Annotated in this window: 15 protein-coding genes and 1 pseudogene; 14 read left to right on the top strand and 2 right to left on the bottom strand. The window is 61.0% G+C overall.

Annotation, left to right across the window (positions count from 1 at the left end; all coding sequences use genetic code 11):
- Positions 1 to 136: 136 nt before the first annotated feature.
- The 7 genes from M5C01_RS13175 to M5C01_RS13150 all read left to right on the top strand — a co-directional run bounded on the left by M5C01_RS13175 (position 137) and on the right by M5C01_RS13150 (position 6,695).
- Positions 137 to 730: a hypothetical protein gene (locus M5C01_RS13175; protein ID WP_152739264.1), complete on the top strand. Its 594-nt coding sequence runs from the start codon at positions 137 to 139 to the stop codon at positions 728 to 730.
- Between the two features lie 240 nt (positions 731 to 970).
- Positions 971 to 2,473 (top strand): phage tail sheath subtilisin-like domain-containing protein, encoded by a 1,503-nt coding sequence (locus M5C01_RS13170; RefSeq protein WP_152739261.1) that lies wholly within the window; start codon positions 971 to 973, stop codon positions 2,471 to 2,473.
- A gap of 56 nt (positions 2,474 to 2,529) precedes the next feature.
- Positions 2,530 to 2,877, top strand: coding sequence for a phage tail tube protein (locus M5C01_RS13165; protein WP_121141174.1), 348 nt, complete (start codon positions 2,530 to 2,532; stop codon positions 2,875 to 2,877).
- The gene (locus tag M5C01_RS13160; RefSeq protein WP_121141172.1) at positions 2,874 to 3,176 is read left to right on the top strand and encodes a phage tail assembly protein; all 303 of its coding nucleotides are present in this window, start codon (positions 2,874 to 2,876) and stop codon (positions 3,174 to 3,176) included. Before M5C01_RS13165 ends, M5C01_RS13160 begins: the two co-directional genes overlap by 4 nt.
- Positions 3,176 to 3,304, top strand: a complete 129-nt coding sequence (locus M5C01_RS32890; protein WP_255916940.1) for a hypothetical protein — start codon at positions 3,176 to 3,178, stop codon at positions 3,302 to 3,304. The genes M5C01_RS13160 and M5C01_RS32890 overlap by 1 nt, the downstream gene beginning before the upstream one ends.
- Before the next feature lie 2 nt (positions 3,305 to 3,306).
- On the top strand, positions 3,307 to 5,448 hold the full coding sequence (locus tag M5C01_RS13155) for a phage tail tape measure protein (protein WP_152739257.1): 2,142 nt from the start codon (positions 3,307 to 3,309) through the stop codon (positions 5,446 to 5,448).
- A 5-nt stretch (positions 5,449 to 5,453) separates the two neighbouring features.
- Positions 5,454 to 6,695, top strand: a complete 1,242-nt coding sequence (locus M5C01_RS13150) for a DNA circularization N-terminal domain-containing protein (protein WP_152739254.1) — start codon at positions 5,454 to 5,456, stop codon at positions 6,693 to 6,695.
- 4 nt (positions 6,696 to 6,699) lie between these two features.
- On the opposite strand, the gene M5C01_RS13145 is transcribed toward M5C01_RS13150, so the two are convergent.
- The gene (locus tag M5C01_RS13145) at positions 6,700 to 7,206 is read right to left on the bottom strand and encodes a GNAT family N-acetyltransferase (protein WP_152739251.1); all 507 of its coding nucleotides are present in this window, start codon (positions 7,204 to 7,206) and stop codon (positions 6,700 to 6,702) included.
- Complete coding sequence (locus tag M5C01_RS13140; RefSeq protein ID WP_152739248.1) at positions 7,203 to 7,484, bottom strand: DUF1778 domain-containing protein; 282 nt, start codon at positions 7,482 to 7,484, stop codon at positions 7,203 to 7,205. Before M5C01_RS13140 ends, M5C01_RS13145 begins: the two co-directional genes overlap by 4 nt.
- Before the next feature lie 79 nt (positions 7,485 to 7,563).
- On the opposite strand from M5C01_RS13140, the gene M5C01_RS13135 reads away from it, so the two are divergent.
- From M5C01_RS13135 to M5C01_RS13105, 7 genes and pseudogenes are all read left to right on the top strand, one after another.
- Positions 7,564 to 8,676, top strand: coding sequence for a phage baseplate assembly protein (locus M5C01_RS13135; protein WP_152739245.1), 1,113 nt, complete (start codon positions 7,564 to 7,566; stop codon positions 8,674 to 8,676).
- On the top strand, positions 8,673 to 9,224 hold the full coding sequence (locus M5C01_RS13130) for a phage baseplate assembly protein V (protein WP_152739242.1): 552 nt from the start codon (positions 8,673 to 8,675) through the stop codon (positions 9,222 to 9,224). Before M5C01_RS13135 ends, M5C01_RS13130 begins: the two co-directional genes overlap by 4 nt.
- Before the next feature lie 7 nt (positions 9,225 to 9,231).
- Positions 9,232 to 9,627, top strand: coding sequence for a phage GP46 family protein (locus M5C01_RS13125; RefSeq protein ID WP_152739334.1), 396 nt, complete (start codon positions 9,232 to 9,234; stop codon positions 9,625 to 9,627).
- A complete protein-coding gene (locus M5C01_RS13120; RefSeq protein ID WP_152739240.1) occupies positions 9,617 to 10,657 on the top strand; it encodes a baseplate J/gp47 family protein in 1,041 nt (346 codons plus the stop codon). The genes M5C01_RS13125 and M5C01_RS13120 overlap by 11 nt, the downstream gene beginning before the upstream one ends.
- A complete protein-coding gene (locus M5C01_RS13115) occupies positions 10,648 to 11,274 on the top strand; it encodes a putative phage tail protein (protein WP_152739237.1) in 627 nt (208 codons plus the stop codon). Before M5C01_RS13120 ends, M5C01_RS13115 begins: the two co-directional genes overlap by 10 nt.
- On the top strand, positions 11,249 to 12,013 hold the full coding sequence (locus tag M5C01_RS13110) for a hypothetical protein (protein WP_152739234.1): 765 nt from the start codon (positions 11,249 to 11,251) through the stop codon (positions 12,011 to 12,013). Before M5C01_RS13115 ends, M5C01_RS13110 begins: the two co-directional genes overlap by 26 nt.
- Positions 12,014 to 12,052: 39 nt before the next feature.
- Positions 12,053 to 12,259: pseudogene (locus M5C01_RS13105) on the top strand (phage tail protein); the annotation flags it as partial.
- Positions 12,260 to 12,576 lie beyond the last annotated feature (317 nt).

Genomic DNA, 12,576 nt, shown 5'->3' with positions numbered 1-12,576 from the left:
AGAAATTACCTATCGAGGTGTCCGGAATTAGTTGACCACTACACACTGGTCGGTCAAGTCCGATCAGTCTCTGTCGGCACTGACTTCCATCCACCCCGCTACGGCGGGGTTTTTTACGTCTGGAGTTTGCTTACCCATGAAAATCACCCCGATCGTGGCTCATCTGCGTGGGTATTGCCCGAGCTTTCAGAACCGCGTGGCCGGCGGTATCGACTTCGAGGCGGTCGCCAATAGCGCACAACTGAACAGACCTTCGGCTTATGTCATCGCCATCGGCGACAGAGCTGGCGATAACGACCTGCAGAACGGCGTGCGGCAAAACATCCGCGATAACTTCGACGTGATTTTGGTGCTCGACGCCAAGGACGAGCGCGGCCAGGAAGCGGTCGACCTGTTGCACGAGCTGCGCGCCGAGCTCTGGCGGGCCTTGATCGGCTGGCGTCCCGGCCCGGACTACGACCCCATTGAATACGAAGCGGGCGAGCTGGTGCTGATCAACCGCGCTCGATCGATCTATCGCTACAGCTTTTCCGCCGAATTCCAACTGGGGCGCAACCGAGCCACCGATCCGCCCGAAACCTGGGTGGAGCTTGAACTGGACGGTCTACCGTCGTTGGAAGGGATCGATATCGCCTACGACTTTATCGACCCACTGGTTGACCCGAATCTGGCGGCTACCGGCCCGGACGGCCGGATTGAAATCCAAACCCGAGAGGACTGGCCGACGTGAACACCCTTTACCTGAAACCCGCGGCCCAGCGTGCCGTACCTGATCCTGCACAGGACGGGACGTTGCTCCCCGAGGCCGGCGCCTGGGTCCCTCATGACCCTTACTGGCAAAGGCGGTTGCGCGAGTGGGATGTTGTCCCTGGCGAACCACCGAACGAATCCGCCGAACCATCCGAGCCCATCGAGCCGCCGATGCTCGAGCCGGAGCCGGTCCGGTCTCAATCCATAGGAGGAAAGCGCAATGGCCGTAAGCTTTAACAACATCCCCGCCGATGTGCGTGTACCGCTGTTCTATGCCGAGGTCGATAACTCGATGGCCAACAGCGGTGCCAGCACCTTTCGGCGATTGATTGTGGCCCAGGTCAACGACACGGCGGACAGCGATGAAATCGGCCGGTTGACCCTGATGGCGCGTACCAGTGATGCGCGAGCGATCGGTGGCGACGGCTCGATGCTGGCGGCCATGCATGCCCGGCACCGGGAAATCGATATCGTTGGCGAGCTCTGGTGTCTGCCGCTGAAATTGGCCGATAGCAATGCGGCTCCGGCCGAAGGCACGATCACCCTGACAGGCACTGCGTCCACGAGCGGGACGCTGAGCCTTTATATCGGTGGCCAGCGAGTGAGGGTCGCAGTCCGGGCGCAAACCACCGCGGCGGCGGCCGCGACAGCCCTGAGCAACAGCATCAATGCTGCCATCGACTTACCTGTCATAGCCAAAGCCGCCAGCAGTACCGTGACACTGACCTGCAAGTTCTCGGGTGAGCTGGGTAACGACATCACCCTGATCCTGAACCGCCTGGGCCGGGCCAACGGTGAAATGACGCCGGCCGGTCTGTCCGTCATGATCACCCCGATGGCCGGAGGCCTCGGCACGCCCGATATGGTCGAAGCCTTGGCTGCATTGGGCGATGAAGAGTTCGAGTTCATCTGCCAGCCTTGGGCAGATATCGATACCCTAGACGCCTGGCAAATCACCATGGATGACAGCGCCGGCCGTTGGTCCTGGGCCAAGCAGATTTACGGGCACGTCTACAGCGCCAAGCGGGGGACGCTCGGCCAGCTGGTGGCTACTGGTATGGCTCGCAACGATCCGCACATGACCGTGCATGGTTTCGAAACCACGGTACCGCAACCGGTGTGGGAGGTGGCGGCCCAGTATGCTGCGCGCACGGCAGTGTTTATCAGCGCCGACCCGGCGCGGCCGACGCAGACCGGAGAGCTGGGCAGCATCGATCCTGCCCCGGCCAGCGAGCGTTTTATGCTGACCGAAAGCCAGTCACTGCTCAGCAAGGGCATTGCCACGGCCAACTACTCGGGTGGTGCTTATCGTATCCAGCGTGCGATCACCACGTATCAGCGCAATGCTTACGGCCAGCCTGACGACTCCTATCTGGATAGTGAGCCGCTGCATCAGTCGGCGTATGTGGTGCGCTTTCTGCGCAGCCGCATCACCAGCAAGTACGGCCGCCACAAGCTGGCTAATGACGGCACCAGCTTCGGTCCCGGCCAAGCCGTTGTCACGCCGGCGGTGATTCGCGGGGAACTGGTGGCGGCCTACGGTGAGCTGGAGCGCGAGGCTATCGTCGAAAACAAGGAGCTGTTCCAGGAATACCTGATTGTCGAGCGCGATAGCCAGAACCCCAACCGTATCAATGTGCTGTTCCCGCCCGACTTGGTTAACCAACTGCGTGTCTTTGCGCTGCTTTATCAGTTCCGCCATCAGTACCCCGAAGCCGCCTGAGGCTTCGCTTATTCCCCGGCCCGCCTTTGTGCGGGCTTTTCAGTTGGAGACCCCCCATGGGCCAGAAAGTGGCAGGCACTTGTTACATCAAGGCCGACGGACAGCAGTTGGTGATCACTGGAGGCGTCGAGGCGCCATTGGCCAAGGTCAAGCGCGAGACCATCGTCAAAGGCTATTTCAAAGAAGACGACGTGGTGCCTTTCATCAAGGTCGACGCCGTGCACACCCCGGACTTTCCCATCAAAAAACTGGCGACGGCCACCAGCATGACGGTCACCGCCGAGTTCAAAAACGGCACGGTCTACGTGCTCAGCGGTGCCTATGTGGTCGACGACCTGAACACCACGGGTGACGACGGCAAGGTCAGCATTCAATTCAACGGTATCGAAGGTGATTGGCAATGACCGACAACCCCGTCCACACACTGGCCTGCCCGATCCAGGCCAACGGCGAAGAGCTGACCGAGCTGGAGCTGCGTCGGCCCACTGTCGCCGAGGTTCGTGCCATCAAGGCGTTGCCCTACAAGATCGACAAGAACGAGGACATCAGCCTCGACATGGAGGTGGCCGCCAAATACATCGCGGTCTGCGCAGGTATCCCTCCGTCCTCGGTCAATCAATTGGACCTGTCCGACCTCAACAGCTTGAGCTGGACGGTCACCGGTTTTTTCATGAGTGCGGCGTCGGCGACGTCGTCGAGCTGATGGCCGTCGCCTACGACCTGGCCTGGTTCTGGAAGGTCGACCCGGAACAGATGATGGCTCGGCCGCTGGATCTTATCGCCGAGGCGATAGCGCACGCCCAGCGGATCAATGAACTGCAGCAGGTATAGCGATGTTTCAGCTCAAGGCGCTGATTACCGGCAATGACAGGCTGTCACCGACCCTGGCGGGTATTCGCAAGAACGTGGCGAGCTTTCGCAAGCAGCTCAACAATACCGGGCTCGGCAGGATAGGCTTCAAGGAGGCGCTGACCGGCGGTGTCCTGGCTGCGCCGTTTATTCTCGGTGCCAAGAAGGCGATTGATTTCGAGTCGGCGATGGCGGACGTGCGCAAGGTGGTCACTTTCGACGCGCCTGGGCAGTTCGAACAGATGAGCAATGACGTGGCACAGATGTCGAAGCGTCTGCCCATGGCGGCAACCGATATCGCCAGGATCTACGCGGCCGGCGGCCAAGCTGGGTTTGCCCGCGATCAATTGAAGGCCTTTGCCGAGTCCGCTGTGAAAATGGGCGTGGCCTTCGATCAGACCGCTGAGCAGAGCGGCGAGATGATGGCGAAGTGGCGAACCTCTTTCACCATGACCCAGGACGAGGTGATCGACCTGGCCGACAAGATCAACTACCTGGGCAATACCGGGCCGGCCAATACCCGGCAGATTTCGGCCATTGTCACGCGCATCGGCCCCTTGGGCGAGATGGCTGGGCTGGCCTCTGGCTCCATTGCCGCGTTGGGCGCCACCATGGCGGGTGTCGGTGTCGAGCAGGATGTCGCCGCGACGGGCATCAAGAACTTCATGTTGGCGCTGACCAAGGGTGGGGCGGTGACCAAGGCCCAGTCGATGGCCTTCAAAGCACTGCGTCTGGATTCCAAGCAGGTCGCCAAGGACATGCAAAAAGATGCCGAAGGCACCGTGCTGAAGATCCTCGGCCGAATCAAGGATGTCGATGCTGACGCCCGACCGGCGTTGATCATGAAACTGTTCGGAGGCGAGTCGGTCACCGCCATCGCTCCCTTGCTGACGAAGCTGGATCTGCTCAAGAGCAATTTGAAAAAAGTCGGCGACGCTTCGCTATACGCCGGGTCCATGGAGGACGAGTACAGGAAGCGGGCCGCCACCACGGCTAACGCGCTGCAGTTGTTGCGCAACTCGACGGATGATGTGTCGAGGTCGATCGGCGACGCGCTGTTGCCCGATATCAATGCCATCGTCACCCGGTTGCGCCCGCTGGTTGACCAAGTGTCGATGTTCATCAAGGACAACCCGAATCTGGTCCGCGGCATCGTGGCGGCGAGTGCGGCGTTCACCGCGATGAGTGTTGGCGTGTGGGCAGTGATCCTTGGCACCAAGGTCCTTAACCCATTGCTTAACAACAACCCCATGATCAGAATCGCGTCGCTGATTGCCCTGGCGGTGGGGTTGATTGTGGCGAACTGGGGCACGATTGTCCCTTTCTTCAAGGCTATCTGGGAAAAAATCAAAGGCCCGGCCCTGGCACTGTGGGAATGGTTGAAATCTGCATTCTCATGGTCGCCGATCGGGCCGATCATGGAGAACTGGGCCCCGCTGACCGAGCTGTTCAAGGCGATCTGGGATGTGGTGGTGGCGTTGGCCAAACCGGTGTTCAACTTCCTCAAGTACATGTTCGGTTGGACACCTATTGGCATGGTGATCAAGTACTGGGAGCCGCTTGGCGAGATATTCAAGGCGGTTTGGAACGTGCTGCTGGCTATCTCCGAGCCGGTTTTCGATTTCCTCAAGATGATGTTTGACTGGTCGCCGTTGGGCATGATCATCAAGCATTGGGAGCCGATCACGGCTTTTTTCAAAAGCCTCTGGGATAAGGTCAAGCCGATTCTGGAACCGATGATGAAGTGGCTTGGCATTGATGATGGGGGGCAAGGCCTGATCAAAACGGCCACCAATCGGGCCAATGCGTTTGCTGAAGAACAACGTATTCGCAATGCCGGCGTAGGCGGCGGAACCGGCGCGTTTCTGCAGGCTGATCTGGCACAGGACATTGCTGCCCGGAGCCGCGGCGATGTCAACCGGCTGCTACGCAGGCCCGGCGAGGTGACGCCCGGCAGCCTGGTCCAACAAACCATGGCCAACAACCGTACCGACCTGCAGGGTTCGATGGTCTTTCGCTTTGAAAATGCTCCGTCGAATCTCCGCGTCGAGTCGACTCAAACGAACCAACCTGGCCTGGACGTCACCAGCAAGGTCGGTTACCGCGGACTCTCGCAACGAGGATAAACAGCATGTCGAGTTGGCGCGATGCACTTCAATCGGCGTCATTTCGTGGCGTGCCGTTTTATGTCGAAAACGAAGGCACCCCGGTCGGCCGGCGCACTCAGGTACACGAATACCCCCAACGTGATAAACCCTTTGTCGAGGACTTGGGCAGCAGGACCCGTACTATCCGGCTGACGGCGTTCGTGGTGGGGGACGACTGCTTTGAGCGGCGCGACAAGCTGTTGCAGGCCCTTGATCAGGAAGGCCAGGGCGTATTGGTTCATCCGTGGTTCGGCAAACTTGATGTGACGCTGGCCGGCGAGTGCCAGGTCAGTCACGAGCGCCGCGAGGGTGGGGTGGTGCGCTTTGACCTGACCTTCGTCGAAGGCGGTGAGAAGGGATATCCGGCCGGTGTGCCGAATACAGGTCGACAACTGGACGATGCCTCGGACAGCCTGCTGGATTCGCTGCTATCCGAGTACCGTTCGGCAATGGCTTCAGTCAACGCCGCGCGTCTGCATGCTTCGGCGTTGCAGAACGGATTGGCCGGGGTTCAGCAGGCTATTCAGCAGGAGTTCGGCCAACTGACCGGAGTGATTGGTTCAGTGGTCACTTTGGCCGATATGTTGACCCACGCGCCGAACAGCCTCGGGGCGCTGCTGGGGGCTCAGTTGTCCAGCAGCCGAGAGGACTTTTCCAGTTTCGCCGGCTCACAACGGGCTATGACAGCCAAGGCTGATGCCGCTCGTGGTCTGTTGCCCGGCACGTCGACACCTCCCATGACCACCGACACCGGCAAAACACTCAAGGCTGCCCATGAATTGGTGCGTGATGCGTTGCTCGTCGACATCGTGCGAGCGGCGGCTGCGATGCCGGTGGTGCTGGCACCGACCCCCATGCCTGGTGTGCCCACCGTCGAACAACAAGCGGCGTCGCCGATTCAGCGGCCCGAGGTGCCTGTGTATGACGATGTGATTGCCCTGCGGACCGCCATCAGTAGCGTGCTGTGGGACTCGGCCATGACTGCTCCCCATGCCCATTTTGAGCAGCTGGAACAGGTGCGTAAGCTGCTGGAACGGCACCTGACGGCGGTCGCGGCCTCGGGAGTGCGGTTGGTTTACGTCACCCCAAAACAGAGCCTGCCCGCCGTGGTGCTGGCTTACCAGCGCTTTGCCGATGCTACCCGTGACGCTGAAATCATCTCGCGCAATCGCATTGCACATCCGGGCTTCCTGCCGCCGATCCCGCTGCAAGTCGCTCAGGAGTAAACCCTTATGACGGATTTCTCAGGCGAACGGTTGCCAGAGGCAGGAACAAGGTGAGCGGCGAATCTGGCAAAGGGATGAAACCGTGATGCCGGTAGAAGGCTGCTGCTCCCTCATCCTTGGCGTCCACCATCAGGGCATAGGCGGCAATCTCCGAGCGGGCAGCACGGTCGAGCGCATCGGCCAGCAGCGCACCGCCCAGACCGTGCCCTTTGAACGCTTGATCGACGGCCAGGCGCCCCATGCGAACCGCTGGCACGGTCGGATAGCGCGGTAGTTTCTTGCCGACATTGGCCGGAAGATCGGCCAGCAGCAGGCTGGCCGACGCCAAGGTGTAATAGCCCGCAATGCGCTGATCGTCTGCCACGGCTACGAAGCAAGCGGCCACGCGACGGCGAACGTCCTGGGTGACCTGTTCCCGCACGTAGCGGTCCAGGGGGGCGGAACCGCTGCTGAACGTTGTACGGTCATGCGCAGCATCGAGTGGCGCGAGCTGGAATGTTGCGCTGCTCATTCAGGGCGCAACAACTTGCTGCGCCGAGCGAAGGCACGCTCCAAGGCTGGCGTCGGTGCCGGTGGCGACAGCAGTGCCTGTGCAAAGCACTCCTGATCGGCCAGCGACAGGCGGATGACCTCCGCTTGCTCGATGGCACGTTGCGCGGCGTCCTGGACGGCGGCGATAACGAAATCGGTCATGGTGCGCCCCTGAAGCTCGGCGGCGCGCTTGAGCATCGCATGTAGATCGGTGCTGATTCGCGCTTCGAGGCGGGCGGTAGTGATAGCTGTAGGCATAGTGTTGTCCTCCTGATGAAATCGTACGGCAGCCTGCCGTACAAATCAACCGTCACTTATTTGCAAAGACGATCCCCTTATGAATCAAGCCAATGCCGTCACGCTCAGCGTCGACGGCCTGGATTACGCTGGCTGGAAGAAAGTCAGTATAAGCGCCGGCATCGAGCGCCAGGCCCGTGACTTCAACCTCGACGTGACCTGGCGCTGGCCCGGGCAGGACACCGAAATCCCGATCAAACAAGGCGCCGCCTGCGAGGTACGCATCGGCGCCGACCTGGTGCTGAGCGGTTTTATCTTCGCCACACCGGTTCGTTACGATGCGACCAACGTCACTCGCAGCATTGCCGGGCGCTCGCGCACCGCCGACCTGGTGGACTGTGCTGCGATCAACCAGCCGGGCCAGTGGCGGGGGCAAAGCGTGCAGCAGGTGGTGCAGGCGCTGGCCGAGCCTTATGGCATCCAGGTGGTCAGCGAGGTGCCGGATACCGCGAAATTGACCGAGCACAGCATCGAGCCGGGTGAAACAGTGTTCGAGTCCATCGACCGCCTGTTGACCCTTTCGCGCCTGCTCTCCACCGACGATGCCAGCGGCCGACTGATCATCGTCCGGCCCGGTAGCGCCGGACGCGCAGTCGATGCCTTGCAGTTGGGCGAGAACGTTCTTACCGGTTCCGCGCCTCTGGATTTCTCCGGGGTGTTCTCCGACTACAAGGTGCTGGGTCAGCGGGCTGGTACCGACGACAGCTTCGGCGAGCAGGCCTCGGAAGTGCAGGCCAGCGTCAGCGACCCACGGGCGCCGCGCAAGCGGGTGATGATGCTGCAGGAAAGCGGGCAGATCACCCCGGAGCTTGCTGCCGCGCGGGCCAATTGGGAGCGCGGCAGCCGAATGGGTGAGGCGCTGACCACGACCTACACCGTGCAGGGCTGGCGGCAATCCAACGGCCAGCTGTGGAAGGTCAACATGGTGGTGGCTGTGCGTGACCCCGTGATCGGTTTTGATCGCGACATGATCATCAGCGAAATCGAATACCACCTGGACGAAAACGGCACTGTGACCACGCTCACCGTGGCGCCGCCAGAAGCCTTCGAGCCGGAACCTAAAGATCCCCACAGCGCACGCAAATTGAAGAAAGGCGGCAAGGCCGACAACTTCGAGTACCTGCTGCCCGCCGATTACAAGGACAAACCATGAGCGGGTTCACCAAATTGCTGGCCCGCGGACTGGTGAGCCTCGTCAATGCCGACAGCAAATTGCAGTCGCTGCAGATGCGCCTTCTGGCAGGCGAAACCAAGGATGGAATGGAGCACTTCGAGCCCTATGGCTTTACCGCCAACCCGCACCCGGGCGCCGAGGCCCTCGCGGCCTTTCTCGGCGGCGATCGGTCCCACGGCGTGATCGTCTGCGTCGCGGATCGGCGTTTTCGACTGGTGGGCCTGCAGAGCGGTGAGGTGGCGCTGTATACCGACGAGGGGGACACCCTGCATTTCAAGCGGGGCCGGGAGATCGAGATCACCACCGCCACCCTGCGTATCCAGGCTACCGAGCAGGTCGAAATCAACACCACCACGATGCGGATCAATGCCAGTACCTCGGTCGAGTTCGACACACCGACCTTGAGTACCACTGGGCGGATTGTCTCGGATGGCGATCAGATTGCCGGCAGCATCAGCCAGCAGGAGCATGTCCACGACAACGTGCAGAACGGCCCCGGCATGACCAACAAACCGGTGGGAGGCTGAGATGGCGCTGCTCAACAGCGACAACCTCGACCGTGCCTGGCACCGCGCGGCCGTCATCAGTCTGCTGACCTGGCGCCGGGCAGGACCTGACGATCCGCTCGACGATAATGAGTGCCATGGTTGGTGGGGCGACAGCTTCCCGACTCTGGCCAACGACCGCATCGGTTCCCGGCTGTGGCTGCTGCGCCGCCGTTCTTTGACCGCGCAAACCCAGCGCGATGCCGAAGACTATGCCCGCGAGTCACTGGCCTGGATGCTCGAGGACGATCGTATTACCGACATCGCCGTTACCAGTCGACGCGGCCCCGGCCGCCTTGACCTACACGTGGTGCTGAGCCAGCGCCACGGCGATCCGATCACCATCACCCTCGACAACCTCTGGTTGATTCTCCATGCCTTTTGAAACTCCAAGCCTACCCGCGCTGATCAGCCGGGCACAAAATGACCTGGGCGGTGCCACCGCGTTACTGCGTTCCGATGCGCAGGTGCTGGCTCGCGTCAATGCCGCTGCGTCCTATGGACGCTATGGCCATCAACTCTATATCGCCGACCAGATTCTGCCGGATACCGCCGACGAGGAAACGCTGATCCGCATGGCGCGGATTCGCCTCAAGCGCGATCGCCTACCGGCGGTGGCGGCCAGTGGCACGGCGCGGTTTACCGGGAGTGTCTCGGCCGTCCTCGATGAAGGGATATTGCTGCAAAGCGAGGAGGGGTTGCGTTATCGGGTCCGTGAGTCGGTGACCCTGATTGGACCGAGCGGTGTGGCCAAGATCGAGGCCGTGGAGCCGGGTGTGCTGGGCAACGCGCCGGCCAGCAGCGTGCTCAAACTCATTTCGCCAGTACTGGGTATCGCTGAACGTTTCACTGTGCTTGCCCCAGGGTTGGAGGGAGGCACCGATCAGGAAGGCCTGGAGAGCCTGCGGGCGCGGGTGATTCGCTCGTATAAGGTCGTCGCCCATGGAGGCAGTGCCGACGATTATCAGACCTGGGCGCTGGAGGTCCCTGGCGTTACCCGGGCCTGGGTACGGCGTCACTGGATGGGGCCCGGGTCAGTTGGGGTGTTTATCGTCCGCGATGGCGACCTCAATCCGATCCCCGGCGATGAAGCGTTGAAACAGGCCTATGACTACATCGAAAAGGAGCGTCCGGTCACCGCCGAGCTGGGCGTCTTTGCACCGGTCGAGGAGCCGGTGCCCTACGAAATCAAGGTGGTCCCGGACAGCAGCGCGGTCCGCCTGGCCGTCGAGGATGCCCTGATCGACCTGCATCTGCGTGAGGCGGATCTCGGCGCGGTACTGCTGTGGACCCATATTGGCGAAGCCATCAGCGGGGCGACGGGGGAAAGAGATCATCAGTTGATCAGCCCTGCCACCGACGTCACCCCCATGGCCAATGGTCTGCTGACGTTTGGAGGCATCCAATGGCGATAAGAGATGCCACCGATTACTACGAGCAGCTCCTTGCTTTGCTGCCGCCTGGCCCGGCCTGGGACATCGAGCGGGTTCCTGAGTTGCGCCCCATCCTGCTGGGCACTGCCCAGGAACTGGCCCGGGAAGATTCACGGCTGGCGGACCTGCTGGCCGAGAGCGATCCCGGCACCGTTCGCGAACTGGTGACCGACTGGGAGCGTGTTATGGGCCTGCCCGATCCGTGCCTGGGCGATGAGCCGACCTTCGAGGATCGGCAACTGGCGGTTCGTCGACGGTTGACCGAAGTGGGCGGGCAGACACCGCGCTTTTTCGTTGAGTTGGCGATCAGCCAGGGCTATCACGACGCCAGTGTCACCGAGTTTCGAGCGCCGCGTTTTGGCCGTACCCGGCTAGGCAAGGCGCACTTCGGTACCTGGCACGCGCAGTTCATGTGGACCCTGCACACCGGCCCGCGCAAGCGCATCGGTCGGCGCTTCGGTGCCAGCTACTGGGGCGAGCGTTTTGGCGTCAACCCCAGCGGCGCCTTGGAGTGTGTCATCCACCGTGCCGCCCCAGCCCATGCCCTCGAATACATCAACTACGGAGTGCCTGATGGACTTTCCGAAGAGCGTCCCTAATGTTGGCCTGGTCAATGGCCGTTTTGTCGATGAGGATCCGTCTACCGAGTTGGTTGGCTCCTTGGTGCCGGCGGCTTGGGGTAATGCCCTGACCGATGAAATTCTCAACGTGATCGAGAGCCAGGGCCTGACGCCCACCGAAGGTGACAACACCCAGCTCAGAGCCGCGATCCTGAAGATCATCCTGGACCGGGTTCCTCCGTCTTTCGAGCAAGCCACTCCCGACAAGCTCGGGCTTGTTGCGCTGGCCAATCAGGTAGAGGCCGAGGAGGGTAGCGATGCGCTCAAGTCCTCGGCACCACTGCGAGTATTGCAGGCGTTCCGCAAGCTGGTGATGTTGTGCAGTGAAACGGTGGTTGGCTTGGCACGAAAGGCCACCCAGGGCGAAGTCGATGGTGGTGTAAATGACAGCGCTTTCATCACCTCGAAAACGCTGCTGTTCGGCATCAGGAGGGTACCGGGAGGATTCGCGCTGCCAGCGCGCTGGGGCGGATTTATTTTTCAGCTCGTTCGAGTTGAAAACCTGCTGGTGCAGACGAGCGTGACGCTCAACCTGCCGATGAGTATCACTCAGCACATGGGTACTTGGACATCCATGGAGGGGGATCCAGGCGGACTTCGTCAAGGGGGGGCTATCTATACGGAAACCTCTTCGGAAACGGTCAGCGTTTTATATTCATCGGGCTTATTTAATGAGGGGCAGACCAAGAACATTGCCGTCCTTGTTGTCGGGCGCTGAGCCTCTTGGCTCGAAACAACATCGTGAGTGAAATGAATTATGGACTATCCGAAAAGCGTGCCTAACGTGGGGTTGGTGGGAGGAAAGTTTGTTGACGAAAACACCTCGACCGGACAAGTGGGTTCATTGATTCCGGCAACCTGGGGTAATGCCGTCACGGATGAAATTCTGGCTGTTATCGAAGCATCCGGCATGCTTCCAGACGAAACTGATAACACTCAACTCAAGAGTGCGATCATCCGTCTCGTCGAGCAGGGGCTGCCCGAACTGCCGGTCGAGGCCACTCCCGATAAGCCTGGCTTGGTAGTGTTGGCCACGGAAGAGGAGGCGGTAGCTGGCGAAAACGACCGTAAGGTAATGACACCACTACGAGTTTTCCAGACGATACGGGCCTGGGTGGCTCAGGCGACTGAAACTGTAGCGGGACTGACGCGCGTTGCGACTCAGGATGAGGTCGAGGCGGGGGAGAGCGACGAGGCCTTTGTTTCACCGAAAAAATTGTTATTCGGTTTTTCATATACCGATGATGGCTTCATCTTGCCGAGATGCTTGGGTGGTTTTGT

Source organism: Pseudomonas sp. MWU12-2319 (assembly GCF_023242525.1).
In the GTDB taxonomy this organism is placed as follows: domain Bacteria; phylum Pseudomonadota; class Gammaproteobacteria; order Pseudomonadales; family Pseudomonadaceae; genus Aquipseudomonas; species Aquipseudomonas gingeri_D.
The sequence above is the reverse complement of the archived record's forward strand: the minus strand, read 5'-3'. Positions and strand labels throughout refer to the sequence as shown.

Coding starts and splice junctions, on each gene's coding strand:
- M5C01_RS13155 (WP_152739257.1), top strand. CDS start 3,307: ATGTTTCAGCTCAAGGCGCTGATTACCGGCAATGACAGGCTGTCACCG.
- M5C01_RS13170 (WP_152739261.1), top strand. CDS start 971: ATGGCCGTAAGCTTTAACAACATCCCCGCCGATGTGCGTGTACCGCTG.
- M5C01_RS32890 (WP_255916940.1), top strand. CDS start 3,176: ATGGCCGTCGCCTACGACCTGGCCTGGTTCTGGAAGGTCGACCCGGAA.
- M5C01_RS13160 (WP_121141172.1), top strand. CDS start 2,874: ATGACCGACAACCCCGTCCACACACTGGCCTGCCCGATCCAGGCCAAC.
- M5C01_RS13130 (WP_152739242.1), top strand. CDS start 8,673: ATGAGCGGGTTCACCAAATTGCTGGCCCGCGGACTGGTGAGCCTCGTC.
- M5C01_RS13135 (WP_152739245.1), top strand. CDS start 7,564: ATGAATCAAGCCAATGCCGTCACGCTCAGCGTCGACGGCCTGGATTAC.
- M5C01_RS13140 (WP_152739248.1), bottom strand. CDS start 7,484: ATGCCTACAGCTATCACTACCGCCCGCCTCGAAGCGCGAATCAGCACC.
- M5C01_RS13110 (WP_152739234.1), top strand. CDS start 11,249: ATGGACTTTCCGAAGAGCGTCCCTAATGTTGGCCTGGTCAATGGCCGT.
- M5C01_RS13175 (WP_152739264.1), top strand. CDS start 137: ATGAAAATCACCCCGATCGTGGCTCATCTGCGTGGGTATTGCCCGAGC.
- M5C01_RS13120 (WP_152739240.1), top strand. CDS start 9,617: ATGCCTTTTGAAACTCCAAGCCTACCCGCGCTGATCAGCCGGGCACAA.
- M5C01_RS13150 (WP_152739254.1), top strand. CDS start 5,454: ATGTCGAGTTGGCGCGATGCACTTCAATCGGCGTCATTTCGTGGCGTG.
- M5C01_RS13145 (WP_152739251.1), bottom strand. CDS start 7,206: ATGAGCAGCGCAACATTCCAGCTCGCGCCACTCGATGCTGCGCATGAC.
- M5C01_RS13165 (WP_121141174.1), top strand. CDS start 2,530: ATGGGCCAGAAAGTGGCAGGCACTTGTTACATCAAGGCCGACGGACAG.
- M5C01_RS13115 (WP_152739237.1), top strand. CDS start 10,648: ATGGCGATAAGAGATGCCACCGATTACTACGAGCAGCTCCTTGCTTTG.